32 protein-coding genes are annotated in these 25,300 nt (G+C 54.7%); all 32 read right to left on the reverse strand.

What is annotated here, in order from left to right; all coding sequences use genetic code 11:
* Positions 1 to 6: 6 nt before the first annotated feature.
* Positions 7 to 627 carry a 30S ribosomal protein S4 gene (rpsD, locus tag ACI77I_RS22760; protein ID WP_003210056.1) on the reverse strand — a complete coding sequence of 207 codons (621 nt, stop codon included), beginning with the start codon at positions 625 to 627 and terminating at the stop codon, positions 7 to 9.
* A gap of 18 nt (positions 628 to 645) precedes the next feature.
* Positions 646 to 1,035 (reverse strand): 30S ribosomal protein S11, encoded by a 390-nt coding sequence (rpsK, locus tag ACI77I_RS22765; RefSeq protein ID WP_002555466.1) that lies wholly within the window; start codon positions 1,033 to 1,035, stop codon positions 646 to 648.
* A gap of 30 nt (positions 1,036 to 1,065) precedes the next feature.
* Positions 1,066 to 1,422 carry a 30S ribosomal protein S13 gene (rpsM, locus tag ACI77I_RS22770; protein WP_003210063.1) on the reverse strand — a complete coding sequence of 119 codons (357 nt, stop codon included), beginning with the start codon at positions 1,420 to 1,422 and terminating at the stop codon, positions 1,066 to 1,068.
* 129 nt (positions 1,423 to 1,551) lie between these two features.
* On the reverse strand, positions 1,552 to 1,668 hold the full coding sequence (rpmJ, locus tag ACI77I_RS22775; RefSeq protein ID WP_002555468.1) for a 50S ribosomal protein L36: 117 nt from the start codon (positions 1,666 to 1,668) through the stop codon (positions 1,552 to 1,554).
* A 27-nt stretch (positions 1,669 to 1,695) separates the two neighbouring features.
* Positions 1,696 to 3,024 carry a preprotein translocase subunit SecY gene (gene secY / locus ACI77I_RS22780; protein WP_094950471.1) on the reverse strand — a complete coding sequence of 443 codons (1,329 nt, stop codon included), beginning with the start codon at positions 3,022 to 3,024 and terminating at the stop codon, positions 1,696 to 1,698.
* The gene (rplO, locus tag ACI77I_RS22785) at positions 3,025 to 3,462 is read right to left on the reverse strand and encodes a 50S ribosomal protein L15 (protein WP_003176407.1); all 438 of its coding nucleotides are present in this window, start codon (positions 3,460 to 3,462) and stop codon (positions 3,025 to 3,027) included.
* A 3-nt stretch (positions 3,463 to 3,465) separates the two neighbouring features.
* Positions 3,466 to 3,642, reverse strand: a complete 177-nt coding sequence (rpmD, locus tag ACI77I_RS22790) for a 50S ribosomal protein L30 (RefSeq protein ID WP_003176408.1) — start codon at positions 3,640 to 3,642, stop codon at positions 3,466 to 3,468.
* A 2-nt stretch (positions 3,643 to 3,644) separates the two neighbouring features.
* Positions 3,645 to 4,145 (reverse strand): 30S ribosomal protein S5, encoded by a 501-nt coding sequence (gene rpsE / locus ACI77I_RS22795; RefSeq protein WP_003176409.1) that lies wholly within the window; start codon positions 4,143 to 4,145, stop codon positions 3,645 to 3,647.
* Between the two features lie 3 nt (positions 4,146 to 4,148).
* Positions 4,149 to 4,499, reverse strand: a complete 351-nt coding sequence (gene rplR, locus ACI77I_RS22800; RefSeq protein WP_003186037.1) for a 50S ribosomal protein L18 — start codon at positions 4,497 to 4,499, stop codon at positions 4,149 to 4,151.
* A gap of 10 nt (positions 4,500 to 4,509) precedes the next feature.
* On the reverse strand, positions 4,510 to 5,043 hold the full coding sequence (gene rplF / locus ACI77I_RS22805; RefSeq protein WP_003176412.1) for a 50S ribosomal protein L6: 534 nt from the start codon (positions 5,041 to 5,043) through the stop codon (positions 4,510 to 4,512).
* A gap of 12 nt (positions 5,044 to 5,055) precedes the next feature.
* Positions 5,056 to 5,448, reverse strand: a complete 393-nt coding sequence (rpsH, locus tag ACI77I_RS22810) for a 30S ribosomal protein S8 (RefSeq protein ID WP_003176413.1) — start codon at positions 5,446 to 5,448, stop codon at positions 5,056 to 5,058.
* A gap of 208 nt (positions 5,449 to 5,656) precedes the next feature.
* Complete coding sequence (gene rpsN, locus ACI77I_RS22815; protein WP_003176414.1) at positions 5,657 to 5,962, reverse strand: 30S ribosomal protein S14; 306 nt, start codon at positions 5,960 to 5,962, stop codon at positions 5,657 to 5,659.
* 13 nt (positions 5,963 to 5,975) lie between these two features.
* The gene (gene rplE / locus ACI77I_RS22820) at positions 5,976 to 6,515 is read right to left on the reverse strand and encodes a 50S ribosomal protein L5 (protein ID WP_003176415.1); all 540 of its coding nucleotides are present in this window, start codon (positions 6,513 to 6,515) and stop codon (positions 5,976 to 5,978) included.
* 20 nt (positions 6,516 to 6,535) lie between these two features.
* A complete protein-coding gene (gene rplX, locus ACI77I_RS22825) occupies positions 6,536 to 6,850 on the reverse strand; it encodes a 50S ribosomal protein L24 (protein ID WP_003176416.1) in 315 nt (104 codons plus the stop codon).
* An 11-nt stretch (positions 6,851 to 6,861) separates the two neighbouring features.
* The gene (gene rplN / locus ACI77I_RS22830; RefSeq protein WP_002555479.1) at positions 6,862 to 7,230 is read right to left on the reverse strand and encodes a 50S ribosomal protein L14; all 369 of its coding nucleotides are present in this window, start codon (positions 7,228 to 7,230) and stop codon (positions 6,862 to 6,864) included.
* A 23-nt stretch (positions 7,231 to 7,253) separates the two neighbouring features.
* Positions 7,254 to 7,520, reverse strand: coding sequence for a 30S ribosomal protein S17 (gene rpsQ / locus ACI77I_RS22835; protein WP_003176419.1), 267 nt, complete (start codon positions 7,518 to 7,520; stop codon positions 7,254 to 7,256).
* 2 nt (positions 7,521 to 7,522) lie between these two features.
* Positions 7,523 to 7,714, reverse strand: a complete 192-nt coding sequence (gene rpmC / locus ACI77I_RS22840; RefSeq protein WP_002555481.1) for a 50S ribosomal protein L29 — start codon at positions 7,712 to 7,714, stop codon at positions 7,523 to 7,525.
* Entirely contained in the window at positions 7,714 to 8,127 is a 414-nt protein-coding gene (gene rplP, locus ACI77I_RS22845) for a 50S ribosomal protein L16 (protein ID WP_003232424.1), read from the reverse strand. The genes rpmC and rplP overlap by 1 nt, the downstream gene beginning before the upstream one ends.
* 12 nt (positions 8,128 to 8,139) lie before the next feature.
* Positions 8,140 to 8,826 (reverse strand): 30S ribosomal protein S3, encoded by a 687-nt coding sequence (gene rpsC / locus ACI77I_RS22850; protein ID WP_003176422.1) that lies wholly within the window; start codon positions 8,824 to 8,826, stop codon positions 8,140 to 8,142.
* Between the two features lie 13 nt (positions 8,827 to 8,839).
* Positions 8,840 to 9,172 carry a 50S ribosomal protein L22 gene (gene rplV / locus ACI77I_RS22855; protein WP_320413564.1) on the reverse strand — a complete coding sequence of 111 codons (333 nt, stop codon included), beginning with the start codon at positions 9,170 to 9,172 and terminating at the stop codon, positions 8,840 to 8,842.
* Between the two features lie 11 nt (positions 9,173 to 9,183).
* On the reverse strand, positions 9,184 to 9,459 hold the full coding sequence (rpsS, locus tag ACI77I_RS22860; RefSeq protein ID WP_002555486.1) for a 30S ribosomal protein S19: 276 nt from the start codon (positions 9,457 to 9,459) through the stop codon (positions 9,184 to 9,186).
* A gap of 16 nt (positions 9,460 to 9,475) precedes the next feature.
* Positions 9,476 to 10,300: a 50S ribosomal protein L2 gene (gene rplB, locus ACI77I_RS22865; protein ID WP_032884535.1), complete on the reverse strand. Its 825-nt coding sequence runs from the start codon at positions 10,298 to 10,300 to the stop codon at positions 9,476 to 9,478.
* 14 nt (positions 10,301 to 10,314) lie between these two features.
* Positions 10,315 to 10,614 carry a 50S ribosomal protein L23 gene (gene rplW / locus ACI77I_RS22870; protein ID WP_002555488.1) on the reverse strand — a complete coding sequence of 100 codons (300 nt, stop codon included), beginning with the start codon at positions 10,612 to 10,614 and terminating at the stop codon, positions 10,315 to 10,317.
* Positions 10,611 to 11,213 (reverse strand): 50S ribosomal protein L4, encoded by a 603-nt coding sequence (gene rplD / locus ACI77I_RS22875; RefSeq protein ID WP_058414071.1) that lies wholly within the window; start codon positions 11,211 to 11,213, stop codon positions 10,611 to 10,613. Before rplD ends, rplW begins: the two co-directional genes overlap by 4 nt.
* A 12-nt stretch (positions 11,214 to 11,225) precedes the next feature.
* Entirely contained in the window at positions 11,226 to 11,861 is a 636-nt protein-coding gene (gene rplC, locus ACI77I_RS22880; protein WP_003194649.1) for a 50S ribosomal protein L3, read from the reverse strand.
* Positions 11,862 to 11,942: 81 nt separating this feature from the next.
* Positions 11,943 to 12,254, reverse strand: a complete 312-nt coding sequence (rpsJ, locus tag ACI77I_RS22885; protein ID WP_003186070.1) for a 30S ribosomal protein S10 — start codon at positions 12,252 to 12,254, stop codon at positions 11,943 to 11,945.
* Between the two features lie 159 nt (positions 12,255 to 12,413).
* A complete protein-coding gene (gene tuf, locus ACI77I_RS22890; RefSeq protein ID WP_003176426.1) occupies positions 12,414 to 13,607 on the reverse strand; it encodes an elongation factor Tu in 1,194 nt (397 codons plus the stop codon).
* 30 nt (positions 13,608 to 13,637) lie between these two features.
* On the reverse strand, positions 13,638 to 15,743 hold the full coding sequence (gene fusA / locus ACI77I_RS22895; RefSeq protein ID WP_015886136.1) for an elongation factor G: 2,106 nt from the start codon (positions 15,741 to 15,743) through the stop codon (positions 13,638 to 13,640).
* 30 nt (positions 15,744 to 15,773) lie between these two features.
* On the reverse strand, positions 15,774 to 16,244 hold the full coding sequence (gene rpsG, locus ACI77I_RS22900; RefSeq protein ID WP_002555493.1) for a 30S ribosomal protein S7: 471 nt from the start codon (positions 16,242 to 16,244) through the stop codon (positions 15,774 to 15,776).
* A 118-nt stretch (positions 16,245 to 16,362) separates the two neighbouring features.
* Entirely contained in the window at positions 16,363 to 16,734 is a 372-nt protein-coding gene (gene rpsL / locus ACI77I_RS22905; protein WP_002555494.1) for a 30S ribosomal protein S12, read from the reverse strand.
* A 217-nt stretch (positions 16,735 to 16,951) separates the two neighbouring features.
* Positions 16,952 to 21,151 (reverse strand): DNA-directed RNA polymerase subunit beta', encoded by a 4,200-nt coding sequence (gene rpoC, locus ACI77I_RS22910; protein ID WP_094950472.1) that lies wholly within the window; start codon positions 21,149 to 21,151, stop codon positions 16,952 to 16,954.
* 64 nt (positions 21,152 to 21,215) lie between these two features.
* Entirely contained in the window at positions 21,216 to 25,289 is a 4,074-nt protein-coding gene (rpoB, locus tag ACI77I_RS22915; protein WP_094950473.1) for a DNA-directed RNA polymerase subunit beta, read from the reverse strand.
* Positions 25,290 to 25,300 lie beyond the last annotated feature (11 nt).

Raw genomic sequence — 25,300 nt, forward strand, 5'->3', positions numbered from 1 at the left:
TAGCCCTTACTTGGAGTAGAGCTCGACAATCAGGCTTTCGTTGATGTCGGCGGACAGATCACTGCGAGCAGGAACGTTCTTGAAAACGCCCGACTTCTTCTCAGTGTCTACTTCTACCCATTCTACGCGGCCACGTTGGGCACACAGATCGAGAGCTTGGACAATGCGAAGTTGGTTTTTTGCTTTCTCGCGAATCGCGACCACGTCACCAGCACGAACCTGGTAGGACGGGACGTTAACGGTTTGGCCGTTTACGCTGACGGATTTGTGCGATACCAGCTGACGGGATTCGGCGCGAGTCGAACCAAAGCCCATACGGTATACAACGTTGTCCAGACGGCATTCGAGCAGTTGCAGCAGGTTTTCACCGGTTGCACCTTTCTTGCCAGCAGCTTCTTTGTAGTAGCCGCTGAACTGACGCTCGAGAACGCCGTAAATACGACGGACCTTCTGCTTTTCACGCAGTTGGGTGCCGTAATCGGACTGGCGACCGCGGCGTTGGCCGTGGATACCAGGTGCTGCTTCAATGTTGCACTTCGATTCGATCGCGCGCACGCCGCTCTTCAGAAAGAGATCGGTGCCTTCGCGACGAGCGAGTTTGCATTTTGGACCAATGTAACGAGCCATTCTTTACAATCTCCTGGATTACACGCGGCGCTTCTTCGGCGGACGGCACCCGTTGTGCGGGATTGGCGTCACGTCGGTGATGCTGGCGATCTTATAGCCACAGCCGTTCAAAGCACGGACAGCAGACTCACGACCTGGACCTGGACCTTTGACGTTGACGTCGAGGTTTTTCAGGCCGTATTCCAGCGCAGCTTGACCAGCACGTTCAGCAGCTACTTGAGCAGCAAACGGGGTGGACTTGCGGGAACCGCGGAAACCCGAACCACCAGAGGTAGCCCAAGACAGCGCGTTACCTTGACGGTCGGTGATGGTCACGATGGTGTTGTTAAAAGATGCATGGATGTGGGCGATGCCATCAACCACTGTCTTTTTAACTTTTTTACGAGGACGAGCAGCAGGTTTTGCCATGATTAATTTCCTGTCGATTCGCGTGGGCGATTACTTGCGGATCGGCTTACGCGGACCTTTACGGGTACGCGCGTTAGTCTTGGTACGCTGACCGCGCACTGGAAGACCACGACGATGACGCAGACCACGGTAGCAACCGAGGTCCATCAAACGCTTGATTTTCATGTTGATTTCGCGACGCAGGTCACCTTCAGTGGTGAACTTCGCCACTTCGCCACGCAACAGCTCAATCTGCTCGTCGCTCAGATCTTTGATCTTTGCGGCTGGGTTTACCCCAGTATCTGCGCAAATCTTCTGCGCAGTAGTGCGACCAACACCATAGATGTAGGTCAGCGAGATAACAGTGTGCTTGTTATCTGGAATGTTAACGCCTGCAATACGGGCCATTCAGTGGGACTCCAATTGACAGCTACCTACGCCCCGGAAGCCAAGAAATAGGGCGCGAGATAATATCGCTGTAATAACAAATAATCAACCCGGCAGCGCACTAGCTGCCGGGCTTCAAGCGGATCACACTCAGCCTTGGCGCTGTTTGTGACGCGGTTCCGCGCTGCAAATTACTCGAACAACACCTTCGCGGCGAATAATCTTGCAGTTACGGCACAGCTTTTTCACCGATGCACGAACTTTCATCACCAACTCCTCGAACCTTATGGGTACTCAGCGCAACATGCCGCTGCCGTAACCCTTCAGGTTGGCTTTCTTCATCAGGGATTCGTACTGGTGCGAAACGAGGTGCGATTGTACTTGGGACATGAAGTCCATCACAACCACGACCACGATCAGCAACGAGGTCCCGCCAAGGTAGAACGGAACGTTTGCTGCAACCACCAGGAACTGGGGCAACAAGCACACGGCCGTCATATATAGAGCACCGAACAGGGTCAAACGAGTCAGAACGCCATCAATGTAGCGTGCCGACTGCTCACCTGGACGGATACCCGGAATAAAGGCACCGGACTTCTTCAGGTTTTCCGCTACGTCTTTCGGATTGAACATCAACGCCGTATAGAAGAAGCAGAAGAAAATAATCCCTGCACTAAACAGCAGAATATTCAACGGCTGACCAGGAGCGATCGACTGAGAGAGGTCCTGCAGCCAGCCCATATTTTCAGACTGACCAAACCAGGTACCCAACGAAGCCGGAAACAGCAAAATGCTGCTCGCGAAAATTGCCGGAATAACACCGGCCATATTCACTTTCAGCGGCAAGTGGCTGGTCTGCGCAGCGAAGACCTTACGGCCCTGCTGACGCTTGGCGTAGTGAACAGCAATACGACGCTGGCCACGCTCAATGAACACCACAAAACCGATAATCGCTACTGCCAGCAAACCGATAGCAACCAAGGCGAAAATATTGATATCACCCTGACGTGCAGACTCGAAAGACTGCCCAATTGCTCTCGGAAGACCGGCGACGATACCTGCGAAAATCAACATCGAGATACCGTTACCAACACCACGCTCAGTAATCTGCTCACCCAGCCACATCATGAACATCGCACCAGCCACAAAAGTGGATACCGCGACGAAATAGAAGCCAAAGTCAACAGTGAACGCAATCCCCTGCCCCGCCAAGCCAACGGACATGCCGATAGCTTGAACCAGGGCGAGGACGACAGTGCCGTAGCGGGTGTACTGGCTAATCTTGCGACGACCAGCTTCACCTTCCTTCTTCAACTGCTCCAACTGCGGGCTGACGGCGGTCATCAGCTGCATGATGATCGATGCCGAAATGTACGGCATGATCCCCAGTGCAAAGATGCTCATCCGTTCCAGCGCGCCGCCAGAAAACATGTTGAACAAGCTAAGAATGGTCCCCTCATTCTGTCGAAACAGGTCTGCGAGTCGGTCCGGGTTGATACCTGGAACCGGGATGTGTGCGCCTATTCGGTAGACGATAATCGCCAGGAACAGAAAACGCAGACGAGCCCAAAGTTCAGACATACCGCCTTTGCCGAGCGCTGAGAGAGCACCTTGCTTAGCCATTTATTCCTCGAACTTGCCGCCAGCTGCTTCGATAGCCGAACGCGCACCTTTGGTGGCGCCGATTCCCTTGCCGATAGTGACAGCGCGAGTCACTTCACCGGACAGCATGATTTTCACACGCTGTACGTTGACGTTGATCACGTTGGCATCTTTCAGGGTCTGCACAGTAACGATATCGCCTTCCACTTTAGCCAGCTCGGACAGACGCACTTCTGCGCGGTCCATGGCTTTCAGGGATACGAAACCGAACTTAGGCAGGCGACGATGCAGCGGCTGTTGACCGCCTTCAAAGCCTGGAGCAATGGTGCCACCGGAGCGGGAGGTTTGACCTTTGTGGCCACGGCCACCAGTCTTACCCAAACCGCTACCGATACCACGGCCCGGACGATGCTTTTCGCGACGGGAACCCGGCGCTGGACTCAGATCATTGAGTTTCATCGATTAACCCTCTACACGCAGCATGTAGTAAGCCTTGTTGATCATCCCGCGATTCTCGGGAGTATCCTGGACTTCTACAGTGTGACCGATGCGACGCAGACCCAAACCTTTAACACACAGTTTGTGGTTAGGGATGCGGCCGGTCATGCTTTTGATCAACGTTACTTTAACGGTAGCCATGATCAGAAGATCTCCTTGACAGTCAGACCACGCTTGGCAGCGATGGACTCAGGAGATTGCATAGCTTTCAAACCTTTGAAAGTGGCGTGAACCACGTTTACCGGGTTAGTCGAGCCGTAGCACTTGGCCAGAACGTTCTGAACGCCAGCAACTTCGAGGACAGCACGCATAGCGCCGCCAGCGATGATACCGGTACCTTCAGAAGCAGGCTGCATGTACACCTTCGAAGCGCCATGGGCGGACTTCATTGCGTACTGCAGAGTGGTGCCGTTCAGATCAACTTGGATCATGTTGCGACGAGCAGCTTCCATTGCCTTCTGGATCGCAGCAGGCACTTCACGTGACTTGCCACGGCCGAAGCCAACACGCCCTTTACCATCACCAACCACGGTCAACGCGGTGAAAGTGAAGATACGGCCGCCTTTAACGGTTTTGGCTACGCGGTTAACTTGAACCAGCTTCTCAATGTAGCCTTCGTCGCGCTTTTGGTCGTTATTTGACATAACTTAGAACTCCAGCCCAGCTTCACGAGCAGCATCAGCCAGCGCTTTAACGCGGCCGTGGTACTTGAAGCCAGAGCGGTCGAAAGCCACTTGCGAGACGCCAGCGGCCTTAGCACGCGTAGCGACCAGCTGGCCAACCTTTGTGGCCGCGTCGATGTTGCCAGTGGCACCATCACGCAGTTCTTTATCCAAAGTCGAGGCGCTTGCCAGGACTTTGTTGCCGTCGGCCGAGATGACCTGGGCGTAGATGTGCTGCGACGAGCGGAACACGCAGAGACGCACGACTTCTAGTTCGTGCATTTTCAGGCGTGCTTTGCGAGCGCGACGCAGTCGAGTAACTTTTTTGTCGGTCATTTGCTATGCCCTACTTCTTCTTGGCTTCTTTACGACGGACGACTTCGTCCGCGTAGCGCACACCTTTGCCTTTGTACGGCTCTGGTGGACGGAAGTCGCGGATCTCAGCGGCCACCTGACCTACCAGCTGCTTATCAATACCCTTGATCAGGATATCGGTTTGGCTAGGGGTCTCAGCGGTGATGCCTTCCGGCAGTTCGTAATCCACTGGGTGCGAGAAGCCAAGGGCAAGGTTCAAAACCGTGCCTTTTGCTTGCGCTTTGTAACCAACACCGACCAGCTGGAGCTTACGCTCGAAGCCTTGGCTTACGCCTTGGACCATGTTGTTTACCAACGCACGCGTGGTACCGGCCATTGCGCGAGTTTGTTGATCGCCATTGCGAGCAGCGAAACGCAGCTCACCAGCTTCTTCAACGATCTCAACGGACGAATGGATGTTCAGTTCAAGAGTGCCCTTGGCACCCTTCACCGAAAGCTGTTGGCCTGCGAATTTGACTTCGACACCGGCTGGCAGCTTAACGGGGTTCTTAGCGACGCGAGACATGCTTATCCCCCCTTAGAACACAGTGCAAAGAACTTCGCCGCCGACACCGGCAGCGCGCGCAGCACGATCCGTCATCACACCTTTGTTGGTGGAGACGATAGACACGCCCAGACCGCCACGAACTTTCGGCAGATCTTCAGCGGACTTGTACTGACGCAGGCCTGGACGGCTAACGCGCTTCACTTCCTCGATGACCGAACGGCCTTCGAAGTATTTCAGCTCGATGGACAGCAGTGGTTTGATTTCGCTGCTGATCTGATAACCCGCAATGTAGCCTTCGTCTTTCAGGACTTTGGCAACAGCTACCTTCAACTTGGAAGATGGCATGCTTACGACGGACTTTTCAGCCATCTGGGCATTACGGATACGAGTTAGCATGTCCGCTAACGGGTCCTGCATACTCATGGGCTAGACGCTCCTAATACAAAAAAATTAGCCTTGCGGCTACATATGTCGCCGAGAATCTCCGAGCATAGAAAACACGGGCTCAGGCGAGCCGGGTATTCTAGACACACTGCGGAAATGAAACAAGCCCCAAAAGGGGCTTGTTCCAGATTCAAGGTCACCGGCGGTCAGTATCTTGCGATGCAGACCACCTGGACTTCGAAAGTACTTACCAGCTGGCTTTAACCAGACCTGGTACGTCACCACGCATTGCCGCTTCACGCAGTTTGTTACGGCCGAGGCCGAACTTGCGGTAAACGCCGTGTGGACGACCGGTCAGGCGGCAGCGGTTACGCATGCGCGAAGCGCTTGCGTCACGTGGCTGCTTCTGCAGAGCAACTGTAGCTTCCCAGCGCGCTTCTGGACTTGCGTTCAGATCAACGATGATTGCTTTCAGTGCTGCACGCTTCTTGGCGTACTTGGCAACCGTGAGCTGACGCTTCAGCTCGCGGTTTTTCATGCTCATCTTGGCCATGGTCCTACTCCAATCAGTTGCGGAACGGGAATTTGAAAGCACGCAACAGGGCGCGACCTTCATCATCGTTCTTGGCAGTGGTGGTCAGGGTGATGTCCAGACCGCGGAGAGCATCGATCTTGTCGTAGTCGATTTCCGGGAAGATGATCTGCTCTTTCACGCCCATGCTGTAGTTACCACGACCATCGAAGGACTTGGCATTCAGGCCGCGGAAGTCGCGTACCCGAGGCAGGGAGATCGACAGCAGACGATCCAGGAATTCGTACATACGCTCACGGCGCAGAGTCACTTTGACGCCGATCGGCCAACCTTCACGGACTTTAAAGCCAGCGATGGATTTCCGAGCGTAAGTCACAACGACTTTTTGACCGGTGATCTTTTCCAGGTCAGCAACAGCGTGCTCGATGACTTTTTTGTCACCGACCGCTTCGCCCAGACCCATGTTCAGGGTGATTTTGGTAACGCGTGGAACTTCCATCACGTTCGAAAGCTTAAGTTCTTCCTTAAGCTTCGGTGCGATTTCTTTCCAGTAAATCTCTTTTAGTCGTGCCATGGTCTTCTACCTAGCAGTGTTCAAGCATCAACCGCTTTTTGGGTCGACTTGAAGACACGAATTTTCTTGCCATCTTCTACTTTGAAACCAACGCGGTCAGCCTTGTTGGTTTCGCCATTGAAAATAGCGACGTTAGAAGCGTCCAGCGGAGCTTCTTTTTCGACGATACCGCCTTGTACGCCCGACATCGGGTTAGGCTTGGTATGACGCTTAACCAGGTTCAGACCACCGATAACCAAACGGTTATTAGCGAGAACCTTAAGCACCTTACCGCGCTTACCTTTGTCTTTGCCGGCGATCACGATGATCTCGTCGTCACGACGAATCTTTTGCATGTCGGATCTCCTTACAGCACTTCTGGGGCGAGCGAGACGATCTTCATGAACTTCTCAGTACGAAGTTCACGGGTCACTGGCCCAAAGATACGGGTGCCGATCGGCTCTTGCTTGTTGTTCAGAAGAACAGCAGCGTTGCCATCAAAGCGGATAATGGAGCCATCTGCACGGCGTACGCCGTGACGAGTGCGGACTACAACAGCAGTCATCACTTGGCCTTTTTTCACTTTACCGCGAGGAATTGCTTCCTTAACGGTAACCTTGATGATGTCACCGATACCAGCGTAACGACGATGGGAGCCACCCAGCACCTTGATGCACATAACACGGCGAGCGCCGCTGTTATCGGCCACATCGAGCATGGATTGAGTCTGAATCATATAATTTCTCCGACCCCTAGTCCTTAGACTTCCACAGCGCGTTCGAGAACATCAACCAGCGCCCAAGACTTAGTCTTGGCCAGCGGACGAGTTTCACGAATAGTGACTTTGTCGCCGATGTGGCACTGGTTGGTTTCGTCGTGCGCGTGCAGCTTAGTCGAACGCTTAACATATTTACCGTAGATCGGGTGCTTAACGCGACGCTCGATCAAAACGGTGATGGTTTTGTCCATCTTGTCGCTGACAACACGGCCAGTCAGCGTACGGACAGTCTTTTCGGCTTCAGCCATGATCACTTACCTGCCTGCTGGTTGAGCACAGTCTTCACGCGAGCGATGTCACGCTTAACTTGCGAGAGCAGATGAGACTGCCCCAACTGGCCAGTTGCTTTCTGCATACGCAGATTGAACTGGTCGCGCAGCAAGCCGAGCAGTTGCTCGTTCAGCTGCTGTGCGGATTTTTCACGAAGTTCATTCGCTTTCATCACATCACCGTCCGTTTAACAAAGGCGGTGGCGAGCGGCAGCTTTGCAGCAGCCAGGGCAAAAGCCTCACGCGCCAGCTCTTCAGTTACACCCTCGATTTCATACAGGACTTTGCCTGGCTGAATCTGGGCTACCCAGTATTCCACGTTACCCTTACCTTTACCCATCCGAACCTCGAGAGGTTTTTTGGAGATCGGCTTGTCCGGGAATACACGGATCCAGATCTTGCCGCCACGTTTAACGTGACGGGTCAGAGCACGACGCGCTGACTCGATCTGACGAGCGGTGAGACGACCACGAGCTACAGACTTCAGCGCGAACTCGCCGAAGCTGACTTTGCTACCGCGCTGTGCCAGGCCACGGTTGTGACCTGTCATCTGCTTGCGGAACTTCGTACGCTTAGGTTGCAACATTTGGCGTACCCCTTACTTAGCAGCTTTTTTACGAGGCGCTGGTGCTTGTGGTTTCAGTTCTTCTTGGCGACCACCAATTACTTCGCCTTTGAAGATCCAAACCTTTACACCGATCACACCGTAAGTGGTGTGAGCTTCGTAGTTGGCATAGTCGATGTCGGCACGCAGGGTGTGCAGTGGCACACGACCTTCGCGATACCATTCAGTACGTGCGATTTCAGCACCGCCGAGACGACCGCTCACTTGGATTTTGATGCCTTTGGCACCAATGCGCATGGCGTTCTGTACAGCGCGCTTCATAGCGCGACGGAACATTACGCGACGCTCCAGCTGCTGAGCTACGCTCTGCGCAACCAGCATACCGTCGAGCTCCGGCTTACGGATCTCTTCGATATTGATGTGCACAGGCACACCCATTTGCTTGGTCAGGTCCTGACGCAGTTTCTCAACATCTTCACCTTTCTTCCCGATAACGATACCTGGACGAGCGGTGTGGATGGTGATACGTGCAGTTTGTGCCGGACGATGGATATCGATACGGCTTACGGACGCGCTTTTTAGTTTGTCTTGGAGATACTCACGCACCTTCAGATCAGCGAACAAATAGTCCGCATAAGTCCGACCGTCTGCGTACCAGACGGAGGTGTGCTCCTTGACGATTCCCAGGCGAATGCCAATGGGATGTACTTTCTGACCCATCTCTTCGACTCCGTTACTTGTCAGCAACCTTGACAGTGATATGGCAAGACCGCTTGACGATGCGATCAGCACGGCCTTTGGCACGCGGCATGATACGCTTCAGCGAACGCCCTTCGTTGACGAAAACGGTGCTGACCCTCAGGTCATCAACGTCTGCGCCTTCGTTATGCTCGGCGTTGGCTACGGCCGACTCCAGCACTTTCTTCATGATCTCGGCGGCTTTCTTACTGCTGAAAGCCAACAGGTTGAGCGCTTCGCCCACCTTCTTCCCGCGGATCTGGTCGGCGACCAAGCGGGCTTTCTGGGCGGAGATTCGAGCGCCCGACAACTTAGCGGCTACTTCCATTTCCTTACCCCTTAACGCTTGGCTTTCTTGTCTGCCACGTGCCCACGATAAGTGCGGGTACCGGCAAACTCGCCTAGTTTGTGGCCGACCATGTCTTCGTTAACGAGAACTGGGACGTGTTGACGACCGTTGTGTACTGCGATGGTCAAACCGACCATTTGTGGCAGGATCATCGAACGACGCGACCAGGTCTTAACTGGTTTGCGATCGTTCTTTTCCGCCGCCACTTCGATCTTCTTCAGTAGGTGAAGATCAATAAAAGGACCTTTTTTCAGAGAACGTGGCACTGTCGTATCCCTCTATTTACTTGCGACGACGGACGATCATTTTGTCGGTACGCTTATTACCACGAGTCTTCGCGCCCTTAGTCGGGAAGCCCCATGGCGATACCGGATGACGACCACCAGAGGTACGACCTTCACCACCACCGTGTGGGTGGTCAACCGGGTTCATGGCAACACCACGAACGGTTGGGCGAACGCCACGCCAGCGTTTGGCACCAGCTTTACCCAGCGAACGCAGGCTGTGCTCGGAGTTCGAGACTTCACCCAGGGTCGCGCGGCATTCAGCCAGCACTTTACGCATCTCACCAGAACGCAGACGCAGGGTCACGTAGACACCTTCACGAGCGATCAGCTGAGCCGAAGCACCAGCGGAACGAGCGATTTGCGCGCCTTTACCTGGCTTCAATTCGATGCCGTGTACGGTGCTACCAACTGGAATGTTACGCAGTTGCAGAGCGTTGCCCGGCTTGATCGGTGCCAAAGCACCTGCGATCAGCTGGTCACCAGCACTCACGCCTTTAGGGGCGATGATGTAGCGACGCTCGCCATCTGCGTACAGCAGCAGAGCGATGTGAGCAGTACGGTTTGGATCGTATTCAATACGCTCGACAGTGGCAGTGATGCCATCTTTGTCGTTGCGACGGAAATCGACCAGACGATAATGCTGCTTATGGCCACCACCGATGTGACGAGTGGTAATACGACCATTGTTGTTACGACCACCAGTCTTCGATTTTTTCTCGAGCAGCGGTGCGTGAGGAGCGCCTTTATGCAGCTCCTGGTTGACCACCTTGACCACAAAACGGCGGCCAGGGGAAGTCGGTTTGCATTTAACGATTGCCATGATGCACCCCTTCCTTACTCAGCACTGCTGCTGAAATCGAGATCTTGGCCTGGCTGAAGGGAGATAACTGCCTTCTTCCAGTCATTACGCTTGCCCAGACCGCGAGCAGTGCGCTTGCTCTTACCCAGAACATTCAGGGTAGTAACACGCTCTACTTTCACGCTGAACAGGCTTTCGACGGCCTTCTTGATTTCCAGCTTGGTTGCGTCAGTTGCAACCTTGAAAACGAACTGGCCTTTCTTGTCAGCCAGAACCGTAGCCTTTTCGGAAACGTGCGGGCCAAGCAGAACTTTAAATACGCGTTCCTGGTTCATCCCAGCAGCTCCTCGAATTTCTTCACGGCCGACACGGTGATCAACACCTTGTCGTATGCGATCAGACTAACTGGATCGGAACCTTGCACGTCACGTACATCAACGTGTGGCAGGTTACGAGCAGCCAGGTACAGGTTCTGATCAACAGCTTCAGACACGATCAGAACGTCGGTCAGATTCATGTTGTTCAGTTTGCCCAGCAGGTCTTTGGTTTTTGGACCATCAACAGCGAAGTCCTGAACCACGACCAGACGATCAGTACGCACGAGTTCAGCAAGGATGGAGCGCAGAGCTGCGCGATACATCTTCTTGTTGAGCTTCTGAGTGTGATCCTGTGGACGAGCTGCGAAAGTGGTACCGCCGCCACGCCAGATTGGGCTACGGATAGTACCGGCACGAGCACGGCCAGTACCTTTCTGACGCCAAGGGCGCTTACCGCCACCACGTACGTCGGAACGGGTCTTTTGCTGCTTGCTACCTTGACGGCCGCCGGCCATGTAGGCCACGACTGCTTGGTGAACCAGCGTCTCGTTGAATTCGCCGCCAAATGTCAGTTCGGAAACTTCGATCGCTTGAGCGTCATTTACATTTAATTGCATGTCAGCTTCCCCTTAACCGCGAGCCTTGGCCGCTGGACGTACAACCAGGTTGCCGCCAGTAGCGCCAGGAACAGCACCCTTGACCAACAACAGATTGCGTTCAGCGTCGACGCGCACTACTTCGAGGGACTGCACGGTCACGCGCTCAGCGCCCATATGACCGGACATTTTTTTGCCCTTGAATACACGACCAGGAGTCTGGCACTGGCCAATAGAGCCCGGGACGCGGTGGGAAACGGAGTTACCGTGAGTGTTGTCTTGACCACGGAAATTCCAACGCTTGATCGTACCCTGGAAGCCTTTACCTTTGGACTGACCGGTTACATCAACCAGTTGACCAGCGGCGAAGATTTCAGCGTTGATCAGATCGCCAGCCTGGTAGTCGCCATCTTCAAGACGGAACTCCATAACAGTGCGACCAGCTGCAACGTTTGCTTTAGCGAAGTGACCTGCTTGAGCAGCAGTCACGCGCGAAGCACGACGCTCGCCGACAGTGACTTGCACTGCACGATAGCCATCGGTTTCTTCAGTTTTGAACTGGGTGACGCGATTCGGCTCGATCTCAATGACCGTGACCGGAATGGAGACACCTTCTTCGGTGAAAATACGGGTCATACCGCATTTACGACCGACTACACCAATAGTCATGTTGTAAACCTCATGAGTGTACGGGGCTTTCACCCGCTATGGCCGCCCATTTCAGAGCGTTACACGACTAAGACCCAAGTCTTAGCCGAGGCTGATCTGTACTTCCACACCGGCCGCCAGATCAAGCTTCATAAGCGCATCAACGGTTTTATCCGTTGGCTGGACGATGTCCAGTACGCGCTTATGAGTACGGATCTCGTACTGGTCACGCGCGTCTTTGTTGACGTGCGGGGAGACCAGAACGGTGAACCGCTCTTTACGGGTAGGCAGTGGAATTGGACCACGCACTTGAGCACCAGTACGTTTCGCGGTTTCCACGATTTCCTGGGTGGATTGGTCGATCAGGCGATGGTCAAAAGCCTTCAACCTGATACGGATTTGCTGATTTTGCATTGGATTTCAGACTCCGGCTGCTATTCCCAGCGAGCGCAATACGCCCGTTAAAAGGAGGCGCAATTCTATAGACGGCCCAGATAGGTGTCAACCCAATAAAAAAGGCCCCCGCTAAGCGGGGGCCTTCTCAAAACATCAAGGCTATCTCAGAAGAGATAATTACTCGATGATTTTAGCTACAACGCCAGCACCAACGGTACGGCCGCCTTCACGGATTGCGAAGCGCAGACCGTCTTCCATAGCGATGGTTTTGATCAGGGTGACAACCATTTTGATGTTGTCGCCTGGCATTACCATTTCTACGCCTTCCGGCAGCTCGCAGTTACCAGTAACGTCGGTAGTACGGAAGTAGAACTGTGGACGGTAGCCTTTGAAGAACGGAGTGTGACGACCGCCTTCTTCTTTGCTCAGCACGTACACTTCAGCTTCGAACTTGGTGTGCGGCTTAACCGAACCTGGCTTAACCAGAACCTGGCCACGCTCAACGTCGTCACGCTTGGTACCACGCAGCAGAACGCCGCAGTTCTCGCCAGCACGACCTTCGTCGAGCAGTTTACGGAACATTTCAACACCGGTGCAGGTGGTGACGGTAGTGTCACGCAGACCAACGATTTCCAGTGGATCTTGAACCTTAACGATACCGCGCTCGATACGACCAGTCACAACAGTACCACGACCGGAGATCGAGAATACGTCTTCGATTGGCATCAGGAACGGCTTGTCGATAACACGAACTGGATCTGGGATGTAGCTGTCCAGAGTTTCAACCAGTTTACGAACGGACGTGGTGCCCATTTCGTTGTCGTCTTTGCCTTCCAGAGCCATACGAGCAGAACCGATGATGATCGGAGTGTCGTCGCCTGGGAAGTCGTAAGTGCTCAGCAGATCGCGCACTTCCATCTCAACCAGTTCCAGCAGCTCAGCGTCGTCTACCAGGTCAGCCTTGTTCAGGTAAACCACGATGTACGGAACGCCTACCTGACGGGACAGCAGGATGTGCTCACGGGTTTGTGGCATCGGACCATCAGCGGCCGAACAAACCAAGATCGCGCCGTCCATCTGGGCAGCACCGGTGATCATGTTCTTCACATAGTCAGCGTGACCTGGGCAGTCAACGTGAGCGTAGTGACGGATCAGCGAGTTGTATTCAACGTGCGCGGTGTTGATGGTGATACCACGAGCTTTTTCTTCTGGTGCGCTGTCGATTTTATCGAAATCAACGATTGCGGAACCGAATACTTCGGAGCAAACGCGAGTCAGAGCAGCAGTCAGAGTGGTTTTACCGTGATCAACGTGACCGATAGTGCCAACGTTGACGTGCGGTAGGGAACGATCAAATTTTTCTTTAGCCACGACAATTAACTCCTTGCCTAAAGGACTGAATCAGCCTTGTTTTTTGGATACAGTTTCAGCGATGTGCGCCGGAGCTGTGTTGTATTTTTTGAATTCCATAGAGTAGCTTGCGCGACCCTGAGACATGGAGCGAACGTCGGTCGCATAACCGAACATCTCACCCAACGGAACCTCGGCGCGAATCACTTTGCCGGAAACCGTGTCTTCCATACCCAAGATCATGCCGCGACGACGGTTAAGGTCGCCCATGACATCACCCATATAGTCTTCAGGTGTAACAACTTCTACCGCCATGATTGGCTCAAGCAACTCACCACCGCCCTTCTGGGCCAGTTGCTTGGTTGCCATGGAAGCAGCCACCTTAAACGCCATCTCGTTGGAGTCGACGTCGTGGTAAGAACCGTCAAAAACGGTTGCTTTCAGGCCGATCAGCGGATAGCCGGCAACAACACCGTTCTTCATCTGCTCTTCGATACCCTTCTGGATAGCAGGGATGTATTCCTTAGGAACAACACCACCCACTACTTCGTTCACGAATTGCAGACCTTCCTGACCTTCGTCAGCAGGAGCAAAACGAATCCAGCAGTGACCGAACTGACCACGACCGCCGGACTGACGAACGAACTTGCCTTCGATTTCACAGTTCTTCGTGATGCGCTCACGATAGGAAACCTGAGGCTTACCGATGTTGGCTTCGACGTTGAACTCACGGCGCATCCGGTCAACCAGGATGTCCAGGTGCAGCTCGCCCATGCCGGAGATGATCGTTTGACCAGTCTCTTCATCAGTCTTGACGCGGAAAGATGGATCTTCCTGAGCAAGTTTGCCCAGAGCGATACCCATTTTTTCCTGGTCATCCTTGGTCTTAGGCTCCACGGCAACCGAAATAACCGGCTCCGGGAAGTCCATACGAACCAGGATGATTGGCTTGTCAGCGTTGCACAAAGTCTCACCAGTGGTGACGTCCTTCATGCCGATCAAGGCCGCGATGTCACCAGCGCGTACTTCCTTGATCTCTTCGCGGGCGTTCGCGTGCATTTGCACCATACGACCCACGCGCTCTTTCTTGCCTTTAACCGAGTTGATTACGCCGTCGCCGGAGTTCAACACGCCCGAGTAAACACGGACGAAGGTCAAGGTACCCACGAATGGGTCAGTGGCAATTTTAAATGCCAGAGCAGAGAACGGTTCTGCATCGTCTGCATGACGCTCCAGCTCGATAGTCTCGTCATCCGGGTCAGTACCCTTGATGGCAGGAATATCAACTGGCGCAGGCAGGTAGTCGATCACAGCATCGAGAACCAGGGGAACACCCTTGTTCTTGAACGACGAACCGCAAACAGCCAAGACGATCTCACCAGCAATAGTACGCTGACGCAGAGCAGCCTTGATTTCCACGTTGGTGAGCTCTTCACCTTCGAGGTACTTGTTCATCAGCTCTTCGTTGGCTTCGGCCGCAGCCTCAACCATGTTGTTGCGCCATTCGTCAGCCAGTTCCTGCAGTTCAGCAGGGATAGGCTTACGAACAGGAACCATACCCTTGTCAGCATCGTTCCAGTAAACAGCTTCCATGGTCAGCAGATCGATCTGGCCTTGGAAGTTGTCTTCGGAACCGATAGCCAACTGGATTGGCACCGGGGTGTGACCCAGACGCTGCTTGATCTGACCGATCACGCGCAGGAAGTTCGCACCAGCACGGTCCATCTTGTTTACGTAAACAAGACGTGGAACGCCGTATTTGTTGGCTTGACGCCATACGGTTTCCGACTGAGGCTCAACACCCGAGGTGCCGCAGAACACAACGACAGCGCCGTCGAGTACGCGCAGGGAACGCTCAACTTCAATAGTGAAGTCTACGTGGCCCGGGGTATCGATTACGTTGAAGCGGTGCTCATCCTTGTACTGCTTCTCGGAACCTTTCCAGAAGGCGGTAATAGCAGCAGAAGTAATGGTAATACCACGCTCCTGCTCCTGAACCATCCAGTCTGTGGTCGCGGCGCCGTCATGCACCTCGCCCATCTTGTGACTTTTGCCGGTGTAAAACAGCACGCGCTCGGTGGTGGTGGTTTTACCAGCATCCACGTGAGCAACGATACCGATGTTACGGTAGCGGCTAATCGGAGTAGTACGAGCCATAAAGCCCTCGCAAAATTAGTGAAGCTAAGATTAGAAGCGGTAGTGCGAGAAAGCTTTGTTAGCTTCAGCCATACGGTGCACGTCTTCACGCTTCTTAACAGCAGCACCTTTACCTTCAGCAGCGTCCAACAGTTCGCCAGCCAAACGCAGAGCCATAGACTTCTCGCCGCGCTTACGGGCGAAGTCTACCAACCAGCGCATTGCCAGAGCATTACGACGGGACGGGCGAACTTCAACCGGAACCTGGTAAGTAGCACCGCCTACACGGCGCGACTTCACTTCGACCAGCGGAGCGATGGCGTCGAGAGCTTTCTCGAAGATTTCCAGGGGGTCGCTGTTCTTGCGTTCTTTAACCTTTTCCAGCGCGCCATAAACGATACGCTCGGCAACGGCTTTCTTGCCGCTTTCCATCACGTGGTTCATGAACTTGGCCAGAATTTGGCTTCCGTATTTTGGATCGTCAAGCACTTCGCGCTTGGCTGCTACGCGTCTTCTTGGCATGGATAAGCCCTCAAACGGTCTTCAGGTTCGCTCGGAATCAGTGCCCTTTCGGGACGCCTCCGACCTTACTCTTATCGACTCAGAAAATAAGATGATTCAGGTTTACAAAAAGCCGCTACTACTTAGGCTTCTTGGTACCGTACTTCGAACGACCCTGGTTACGACCTTTAACGCCGGAAGTATCCAAGGAGCCGCGTACGGTGTGGTAACGAACACCTGGCAAGTCTTTTACACGACCGCCGCGGATCAGTACCACGCTGTGCTCTTGCAGGTTGTGGCCTTCACCGCCGATGTACGAGGAAACCTCGAAACCGTTGGTCAGACGCACACGGCATACTTTACGCAGTGCCGAGTTAGGTTTTTTCGGCGTAGTGGTATACACGCGAGTGCATACGCCACGACGTTGCGGGCAGTTCTGCAGCGCAGGCACGTCGGATTTCTCGACGATACGCTTACGCGGCTGACGTACCAGCTGGTTGATAGTTGCCATCTACTAGCTCCACTGTTGTCTTGCGACGCTATTGTCTTGCAAGAAAAGCAAAATGGCAGGAACGAATTCCCGCCAAATTTAGGGGTACAAGAGTCTAAAGAGGATCTTGCCCCCAGTCAAGGCAAGGCCCCGACCTCCCCTCTCATCGAAGCGGGGCAAAATTGCCTCGATCCGACGAATGGGGGCTGCCAGGGCCCAGACTTATCTATCGCAGAACTCAGTTACCGCTTGAGTTCAGCGCTTCGGTCAGTGCAGCTTCCACTTCACTGGCGCTTACGCGCAGCGGCTTGTCGAGTTCACGGCGGCGCTTACGCTCGCTGTGGTAGGCCAAGCCGGTACCTGCCGGGATCAAACGACCCACGACCACGTTTTCTTTCAGGCCGCGCAGATAATCGCGCTTGCCGGTTACCGCTGCTTCGGTCAGTACGCGAGTGGTCTCCTGGAAGGAGGCCGCCGAGATGAACGACTCAGTGGACAACGACGCCTTGGTGATACCCAGCAACACACGAGTGAACTTGGAGACAAATTTGTCTTCCGCGCCCAGACGTTCGTTCTCTACCAGTACGTGAGTCAGTTCCATCTGGTCGCCCTTGATGAAACTGGAATCGCCGGATTCAGCGATTTCAACTTTACGCAGCATCTGACGCAGGATGGTCTCGATGTGCTTATCGTTGATCTTCACGCCTTGCAGACGATAAACGTCCTGGATCTCGTTAACGATGTACTTGGCCAGCGCACTCACGCCCAGCAGACGCAGGATGTCGTGTGGATCGCTTGGGCCGTCGGAGATAACTTCGCCGCGGTTTACCTGTTCGCCTTCGAAGACGTTCAGGTGACGCCACTTCGGAATCAGCTCTTCGTACGGATCGCTACCGTCGTTCGGGGTAATGACCAGACGGCGCTTGCCTTTGGTCTCTTTACCGAACGCGATGGTGCCGCTGACTTCAGCCAGAATCGACGCTTCTTTCGGACGACGAGCTTCGAACAAGTCGGCAACACGCGGCAGACCACCGGTGATGTCACGGGTCTTCGAAGTTTCTTGCGGGATACGCGCGATAACATCACCGATCGCGATCTTCGCACCATCCGCTACACCGACAAGGGCGTTGGCTGGCAGGAAGTACTGAGCGATTACGTCAGTGCCTGGCAGCAACAAGTCCTTGCCGTTGTCATCGACCATCTTAACGGCAGGACGGATGTCTTTACCGGCAGCTGGACGATCTTTCGCGTCGAGTACTTCAATGTTGGTCATACCGGTCAATTCGTCAGTCTGACGCTTGATCGTGATGCCTTCTTCCATGCCCACGTAGGTCACGGTACCTTTCATTTCGGTAACGATTGGGTGAGTGTGCGGATCCCACTTGGCCACGATTGCGCCAGCGTCGACCTTGTCACCTTCTTTAACCGAAATCACAGCACCGTACGGCAGCTTGTAACGCTCACGCTCACGACCGTAGTCATCAGCGATCGCCAGCTCACCGGAACGGGACACAGCAACCAGGCAACCATCCACTCGCTCAACATGCTTCAGGTTGTGCAGACGGACGGTACCGCCATTCTTCACCTGAACGCTGTCGGCTGCGGAGGTCCGGCTTGCCGCACCACCAATGTGGAACGTACGCATGGTCAGCTGGGTACCCGGCTCACCGATGGACTGGGCAGCAATAACGCCGACCGCTTCACCGATGTTCACCTGGTGACCACGGGCCAAGTCACGGCCGTAGCACTTGGCACAAATGCCGTAGCGGGTTTCGCAGCTGATCGGCGAGCGAACAATCACTTCGTCGATGCTGTTGAGTTCGATGAACTCGACCCACTTCTCGTCTACCAAGGTGCCGGCAGGAACGATAATTTCCTCGGTACCTGGCTTGAATACGTCACGGGCGATTACTCGACCCAGTACGCGCTCACCCAACGGCTCTACAACGTCGCCGCCTTCGATGTGCGGAGTCATCAGCAGACCGTGTTCGGTACCGCAGTCAACTTCAGTCACAACCAAGTCTTGCGCAACGTCTACCAGACGACGAGTCAGGTAACCGGAGTTAGCGGTTTTCAACGCGGTATCCGCCAGACCTTTACGAGCACCGTGAGTCGAGATGAAGTACTGAAGTACGCTCAAACCTTCACGGAAGTTCGCAGTAATCGGCGTTTCGATGATGGAACCGTCCGGCTTGGCCATCAGGCCACGCATACCGGCGAGCTGACGGATCTGCGCAGCAGAACCCCGTGCGCCCGAGTCGGCCATCATGTACATCGAGTTGAAAGACTCTTGATCGACTTCTACGCCGTGACGGTCGATAACCTTCTCTTTCGAGAGGTTAGCCATCATCGCCTTCGACACTTCGTCGTTGGCCTTGGACCAAAGGTCGATCACTTTGTTGTACTTCTCGCCCTGGGTTACCAGGCCGGAGGCGTACTGGCTCTCGATTTCTTTCACTTCATCGGTAGCAGCACTGATGATCTGGGCTTTTTCATCCGGGATAACGAAGTCGTTAACACCGATGGAAACGCCGGAAATGGTCGAGTAAGCAAAACCGGTGTACATCAACTGGTCAGCGAAGATTACGGTCTCTTTCAAACCAACCACGCGGTAGCACTGGTTGATCAGCTTGGAGATCGCCTTTTTCTTCATCGGCAAGTTAACGACGTCGTACGACAGGCCTTTTGGCACAACTTGATACAACAGCGCACGGCCGACAGTGGTGTCGACGATACGGGTGCCGCTCACGCTGCCGCCGTCACGGTCGTTGACGGTTTCGTTGATCCGCACTTTGACCTTGGCGTGCAGTGCGGCTTCGCCGGCACGGAACACACGGTCAACTTCTTGCAGGTCAGCGAACACACGACCTTCGCCTTTAGCGTTGATCGCTTCACGCGTCATGTAGTACAGACCCAATACAACGTCCTGCGACGGAACGATGATTGGCTCACCGTTGGCTGGCGACAGAATGTTGTTGGTCGACATCATCAACGCACGCGCTTCCAACTGGGCTTCCAGTGTCAGCGGTACGTGCACGGCCATTTGGTCGCCGTCGAAGTCGGCGTTGTACGCAGCACAGACCAGAGGGTGCAGCTGGATAGCCTTACCTTCGATCAGTACCGGTTCAAACGCCTGGATACCCAGACGGTGAAGGGTCGGTGCACGGTTGAGGAGAACCGGGTGTTCGCGAATTACTTCGGCGAGAACGTCCCAAACCTCTGGCAGTTCGCGCTCGACCATTTTCTTGGCCGCTTTGATCGTGGTCGCGAGACCGCGCATTTCCAGCTTGCCAAAGATGAACGGCTTGAACAGCTCAAGTGCCATCTTCTTAGGCAGACCGCACTGGTGCAGACGCAGGGTCGGGCCTACGGTAATTACCGAACGACCGGAGTAGTCAACACGCTTACCGAGCAAGTTCTGACGGAAACGACCTTGCTTACCCTTGATCATGTCAGCCAAGGATTTCAGAGGACGCTTGTTGGAACCGGTGATAGCGCGGCCACGACGACCGTTGTCGAGCAGGGCATCGACAGCTTCTTGCAACATACGCTTTTCGTTGCGCACGATGATGTCCGGAGCGGACAGATCAAGCAGGCGCTTCAAGCGGTTGTTACGGTTGATCACGCGGCGGTACAGGTCGTTGAGGTCGGACGTCGCGAAACGACCACCGTCCAACGGTACCAGCGGACGCAGGTCTGGCGGCAGAACCGGCAGAACGGTCAGCACCATCCATTCTGGCAAGTTGCCGGAACCCTGGAAGGCTTCCATCAACTTCAGACGCTTGGACAGTTTCTTGATCTTGGTTTCGGAGTTGGTTTGCGGAATTTCTTCACGCAGACGGCCAATCTCGTGTTCCAAGTCGATAGCGTGCAGCAGTTCGCGGACGGCTTCAGCACCCATGCGGGCATCAAAGTCATCGCCGAACTCTTCCAGCGCTTCGAAGTACTGCTCGTCGTTCAGCAGCTGACCTTTTTCAAGGGTGGTCATGCCTGGATCGATAACGACATAGCTCTCGAAGTAGAGAACGCGTTCGATATCACGCAGGGTCATGTCCATCAGCAAGCCGATACGGGACGGCAGCGATTTCAGGAACCAGATGTGGGCAACCGGCGAAGCCAGTTCGATGTGCGCCATGCGCTCACGACGAACTTTAGCCAGCGCAACTTCAACGCCGCACTTCTCGCAGATCACACCACGGTGCTTCAAGCGCTTGTACTTACCGCACAGGCACTCGTAATCCTTTACCGGGCCAAAGATCTTGGCGCAGAACAGGCCGTCACGCTCAGGTTTGAACGTACGGTAGTTGATGGTTTCCGGCTTTTTAACTTCACCGAACGACCACGAACGGATCATCTCAGGCGATGCCAATCCAATACGGATGGCGTCGAACTCTTCGACTTGACCCTGGTTTTTCAGCAAATTCAGTAGGTCTTTCAAGGCCTTTCCTCCTGGCGGAGCAGAGAGCGGGCTAAACAGCCCCGCTCTCGATTCGCGTCACGTGTTATTCGGTTTCCAGATCGATATCGATGCCGAGGGAACGAATTTCTTTGATCAACACGTTGAAGGACTCGGGCATGCCCGGCTCCATACGGTGATCGCCGTCCACGATGTTTTTGTACATCTTGGTCCGACCGTTCACATCGTCCGACTTCACTGTGAGCATTTCTTGCAGAGTGTAAGCAGCACCGTATGCTTCCAGTGCCCAGACCTCCATCTCCCCGAAACGCTGACCACCGAACTGAGCCTTACCACCCAGCGGCTGCTGGGTAACCAGGCTGTACGAACCGGTAGAACGAGCGTGCATCTTGTCGTCTACCAAGTGGTTCAGCTTCAGCATGTACATGTAGCCAACAGTAACCGGGCGCTCAAACTTGTTGCCGGTACGGCCGTCGAACAACTGCATCTGGCCGCTTTCTGGCAGGTCTGCCAGTTTCAGCATGGCCTTGATTTCGCTTTCCTTGGCACCGTCGAACACCGGGGTAGCCATTGGAACGCCGCCGCGCAGGTTCTTCGCCAGATCCAGGATTTCCTGGTCGGTGAAGGTGTCCAGCTCTTCGTTGCGACCGCCGATCTCGTTGTAGATCTCGTGCAGGAACTTGCGCAGGTCTGCGACCTTGCGCTGCTCTTCGATCATACGGTTGATCTTCTCACCCAGACCTTTGGCCGCGAGGCCCAGGTGGGTTTCAAGGATCTGACCAACGTTCATACGCGAAGGTACGCCCAACGGGTTGAGGACGACGTCGACCGGGGTGCCATTGGCATCGTGCGGCATGTCTTCAACCGGCATGATCACGGAGACCACACCTTTGTTACCGTGACGACCGGCCATCTTGTCGCCCGGTTGGATGCGGCGACGGATTGCCAGGTAAACCTTGACGATTTTCAGCACGCCTGGAGCCAGGTCATCGCCCTGCTGCAGTTTGCGCTTCTTGTCTTCGAACTTGTCGTCCAGCAGACGGCGACGATCAACGATGTAGGCCTGGGCCTTCTCGAGCTGCTCGTTCAGAGCATCTTCAGCCATGCGCAGTTTGAACCACTGGCCGTGCTCAAGACCGTCGAGGATTTCGTCGGTGATGTCCTGACCTTTCTTCAGACCTGCGCCGCCTTCGGCCTTGTGGCCTACCAGAGCGGAACGCAGACGTTCGAAGGTCGCGCCTTCAACGATACGGAACTCTTCGTTCAGGTCCTTGCGGATCTCGTCGAGTTGAGTCTTCTCGATGGACAGTGCACGAGCATCACGCTCAACGCCGTCACGGGTGAAGACCTGTACGTCGATGACAGTACCCTTGGTACCGGTAGGTACACGCAGGGAGGTGTCTTTAACGTCGCTGGCTTTTTCACCGAAGATGGCACGCAACAGCTTCTCTTCCGGAGTTAGTTGGGTCTCGCCTTTCGGAGTGACCTTACCTACCAGAATGTCGCCCGCGCCAACTTCAGCACCTACGTAAACGATACCCGCTTCGTCCAGCTTGTTCAGTGCAGCTTCACCCACGTTCGGGATGTCTGCAGTGATTTCCTCTGGCCCAAGCTTGGTGTCACGTGCCACACAGGTCAGTTCCTGAATGTGGATCGTGGTGAAGCGATCTTCCTGAACCACACGCTCGGACAGGCAGATGGAGTCTTCGAAGTTGTAACCGTTCCAGGCCATGAACGCGATGCGCATGTTCTGACCCAGTGCCAGCTCACCCATATCGGTGGAAGGACCGTCAGCCATGATGTCGCTGCGCTGAACCCGATCACCCTTGCTCACCAGCGGACGCTGGTTGATGCAGGTGTTCTGGTTGGAGCGGGTGTATTTGGTCAGGTTGTAGATGTCGACACCGGCTTCGCCAGTTTCAACTTCGTCATCGGCAACACGAACCACGATACGGCTGGCATCAACGGAGTCGATCACGCCGCCACGACGAGCCACGACGCAAACGCCGGAGTCACGGGCTACGTTACGCTCCATGCCGGTACCTACCAGCGGCTTGTCAGCGCGCAGGGTGGGTACAGCTTGACGCTGCATGTTGGAACCCATCAACGCACGGTTGGCGTCATCGTGTTCCAGGAACGGGATCAGCGACGCTGCAACCGAAACTACCTGCTTCGGCGATACGTCCATCAAGGTGACGTCTTCCGGCGCCTTGACGGTGAACTCGTTCAAGTGACGAACAGCGACCAGCTCGTCGATCAGCATTTTCTTATCGTTCATCGTGGCCGAAGCCTGAGCGATCACGTGATCAGCTTCTTCGATGGCAGACAGGAACACGATCTCGTCGGTGACCAGAGCGTCTTTCACTACACGGTACGGGCTCTCGAGGAAGCCGTACTGGTTAGTGCGCGCATAAGCGGCCAGGGAGTTGATCAGGCCGATGTTCGGACCTTCCGGCGTTTCGATCGGGCAAACACGACCGTAGTGCGTCGGGTGTACGTCACGAACTTCAAAGCCTGCACGCTCACGGGTCAGACCGCCCGGGCCCAGTGCGGAAACACGGCGCTTGTGGGTGATCTCGGAGAGCGGGTTGTTCTGGTCCATGAACTGCGAGAGCTGGCTGGAACCGAAGAACTCTTTCACCGCTGCAGCCACTGGCTTGGCGTTGATCAGGTCTTGCGGCATCAGGCCTTCGCTTTCAGCCATCGACAGACGCTCTTTGACCGCACGCTCAACACGTACCAGGCCAACGCGGAACTGGTTCTCGGCCATTTCGCCTACGCAGCGAACACGACGGTTACCCAGGTGGTCGATGTCATCGACGATGCCTTTACCGTTACGGATGTCGACCAGGGTCTTCAGTACCGCGACGATGTCTTCCTTGCACAACACGCCCGAACCTTCGATCTCGGTACGACCGATACGACGGTTGAACTTCATCCGGCCGACCGCAGACAGGTCATAGCGCTCAGGGCTGAAGAACAGGTTATTGAACAGGGTCTCGGCAGCGTCTTTGGTTGGTGGCTCACCAGGACGCATCATGCGATAGATCTCGACCAGCGCTTCCAATTGGTTGCTGGTGGAGTCGATCTTCAGTGTGTCGGAGACGAACGGACCGCAGTCGATGTCGTTGGTGTACAGGGTCTCGATGCGAACAACCTGAGCCTTGGCGATTTTCGCCAGGATCTCGGTGTTCAGCTCGGTGTTGCACTCCGCCAGGATTTCGCCTGTAGCTGGGTGAACGATGACCTTGGCGGTGGTGCGGCCCAGAACGTAGTCCAGAGGCACATCCAGCGACTTGATACCGGCTTTTTCGATCTGGTTGATGTGGCGCGCAGTAATACGGCGACCAGCCTCAACGATGACCTTGCCATTCTCATCCTGGATGTCCAGGACAGCAATTTCACCACGCAGACGCGAAGCAATCAGTTCCAGGCTGAGGGTTTCATCCTTCAGGCTGAATACGTTGGTGGTGTAGAAAGCATCCAGCACTTGCTCAGTGGTATAGCCGAGCGCGCGCAGCAGTACCGAGGCCGGCAGCTTACGACGACGGTCGATACGCACGAACACGCAGTCTTTCGGGTCGAACTCGAAGTCCAACCACGAGCCGCGGTACGGAATGATCCGCGCGGAGTACAGGAGCTTACCGGAGCTGTGCGTCTTGCCGCGGTCGTGGTCGAAGAACACGCCCGGGGAACGGTGCAGCTGGGAAACGATAACGCGCTCAGTACCGTTGATAACGAAGGTACCGTTTTCAGTCATCAGTGGGATTTCGCCCATGTAGACTTCTTGCTCTTTGATGTCCTTGATCGCTTTGTTCGACGATTCTTTGTCGAAAATGATCAGACGGACTTTTACCCGCAAAGGTACGGCGTACGTAACACCGCGTAACACGCATTCTTTGACATCAAATGCCGGTTCGCCCAGGCGATAACCCACGTACTCCAGCGCAGCATTGCCGGAGTAGCTGATGATCGGGAAAACGGATTTGAAGGCCGCATGCAGGCCCACGTCGCGGAACTGATCTTTAGTCGCTCCCGCTTGCAAGAATTCACGATACGAATCCAGCTGGATAGCCAGAAGGTACGGGACATCCATGACGTCCGGCAACTTGCTAAAGTCCTTGCGGATACGTTTTTTCTCAGTATATGAGTAAGCCATCAGCGTTCCCC

It is taken from the genome of Pseudomonas sp. D47, assembly GCF_045447305.1.
Classification (GTDB): Bacteria; Pseudomonadota; Gammaproteobacteria; order Pseudomonadales; family Pseudomonadaceae; genus Aquipseudomonas.

Bases quoted from the DNA above. Each gene is read 5' to 3' on its own strand.
- rpsC (WP_003176422.1), bottom strand. From the start codon at position 8,826: ATGGGTCAGAAAGTACATCCCATTGGCATTCGCCTGGGAATCGTCAAG.
- rpsD (WP_003210056.1), bottom strand. From the start codon at position 627: ATGGCTCGTTACATTGGTCCAAAATGCAAACTCGCTCGTCGCGAAGGC.
- rplE (WP_003176415.1), bottom strand. From the start codon at position 6,515: ATGGCACGACTAAAAGAGATTTACTGGAAAGAAATCGCACCGAAGCTT.
- rpsM (WP_003210063.1), bottom strand. From the start codon at position 1,422: ATGGCCCGTATTGCAGGCGTTAACATTCCAGATAACAAGCACACTGTT.
- rplC (WP_003194649.1), bottom strand. From the start codon at position 11,861: ATGACTATTGGTGTAGTCGGTCGTAAATGCGGTATGACCCGTATTTTC.
- rpsL (WP_002555494.1), bottom strand. From the start codon at position 16,734: ATGGCAACTATCAACCAGCTGGTACGTCAGCCGCGTAAGCGTATCGTC.
- rplB (WP_032884535.1), bottom strand. From the start codon at position 10,300: ATGGCAATCGTTAAATGCAAACCGACTTCCCCTGGCCGCCGTTTTGTG.
- rpmJ (WP_002555468.1), bottom strand. From the start codon at position 1,668: ATGAAAGTTCGTGCATCGGTGAAAAAGCTGTGCCGTAACTGCAAGATT.
- rpoB (WP_094950473.1), bottom strand. From the start codon at position 25,289: ATGGCTTACTCATATACTGAGAAAAAACGTATCCGCAAGGACTTTAGC.
- rpsQ (WP_003176419.1), bottom strand. From the start codon at position 7,520: ATGGCTGAAGCCGAAAAGACTGTCCGTACGCTGACTGGCCGTGTTGTC.
- rpmC (WP_002555481.1), bottom strand. From the start codon at position 7,714: ATGAAAGCGAATGAACTTCGTGAAAAATCCGCACAGCAGCTGAACGAG.
- rpsK (WP_002555466.1), bottom strand. From the start codon at position 1,035: ATGGCAAAACCTGCTGCTCGTCCTCGTAAAAAAGTTAAAAAGACAGTG.
- rpsH (WP_003176413.1), bottom strand. From the start codon at position 5,448: ATGAGTATGCAGGACCCGTTAGCGGACATGCTAACTCGTATCCGTAAT.
- rplO (WP_003176407.1), bottom strand. From the start codon at position 3,462: ATGAAACTCAATGATCTGAGTCCAGCGCCGGGTTCCCGTCGCGAAAAG.
- rplX (WP_003176416.1), bottom strand. From the start codon at position 6,850: ATGCAAAAGATTCGTCGTGACGACGAGATCATCGTGATCGCCGGCAAA.
- rpsE (WP_003176409.1), bottom strand. From the start codon at position 4,145: ATGTCAAATAACGACCAAAAGCGCGACGAAGGCTACATTGAGAAGCTG.
- rplF (WP_003176412.1), bottom strand. From the start codon at position 5,043: ATGTCTCGCGTCGCTAAGAACCCCGTTAAGCTGCCAGCCGGTGTCGAA.
- rplD (WP_058414071.1), bottom strand. From the start codon at position 11,213: ATGCAATTAAATGTAAATGACGCTCAAGCGATCGAAGTTTCCGAACTG.
- rplR (WP_003186037.1), bottom strand. From the start codon at position 4,499: ATGACCGACAAAAAAGTTACTCGACTGCGTCGCGCTCGCAAAGCACGC.
- rpsJ (WP_003186070.1), bottom strand. From the start codon at position 12,254: ATGCAAAATCAGCAAATCCGTATCAGGTTGAAGGCTTTTGACCATCGC.
- rpmD (WP_003176408.1), bottom strand. From the start codon at position 3,642: ATGGCTACCGTTAAAGTAACGTTGATCAAAAGCATGACCGGCCGCATC.
- rplV (WP_320413564.1), bottom strand. From the start codon at position 9,172: ATGGAAGTAGCCGCTAAGTTGTCGGGCGCTCGAATCTCCGCCCAGAAA.
- rplW (WP_002555488.1), bottom strand. From the start codon at position 10,614: ATGAACCAGGAACGCGTATTTAAAGTTCTGCTTGGCCCGCACGTTTCC.
- rplN (WP_002555479.1), bottom strand. From the start codon at position 7,230: ATGATTCAGACTCAATCCATGCTCGATGTGGCCGATAACAGCGGCGCT.
- rpsN (WP_003176414.1), bottom strand. From the start codon at position 5,962: ATGGCCAAGATGAGCATGAAAAACCGCGAGCTGAAGCGTCAGCTCACG.
- secY (WP_094950471.1), bottom strand. From the start codon at position 3,024: ATGGCTAAGCAAGGTGCTCTCTCAGCGCTCGGCAAAGGCGGTATGTCT.
- rplP (WP_003232424.1), bottom strand. From the start codon at position 8,127: ATGTTGCAACCTAAGCGTACGAAGTTCCGCAAGCAGATGACAGGTCAC.
- fusA (WP_015886136.1), bottom strand. From the start codon at position 15,743: ATGGCTCGTACTACTCCGATTAGCCGCTACCGTAACATCGGTATCGTT.
- rpsG (WP_002555493.1), bottom strand. From the start codon at position 16,244: ATGCCAAGAAGACGCGTAGCAGCCAAGCGCGAAGTGCTTGACGATCCA.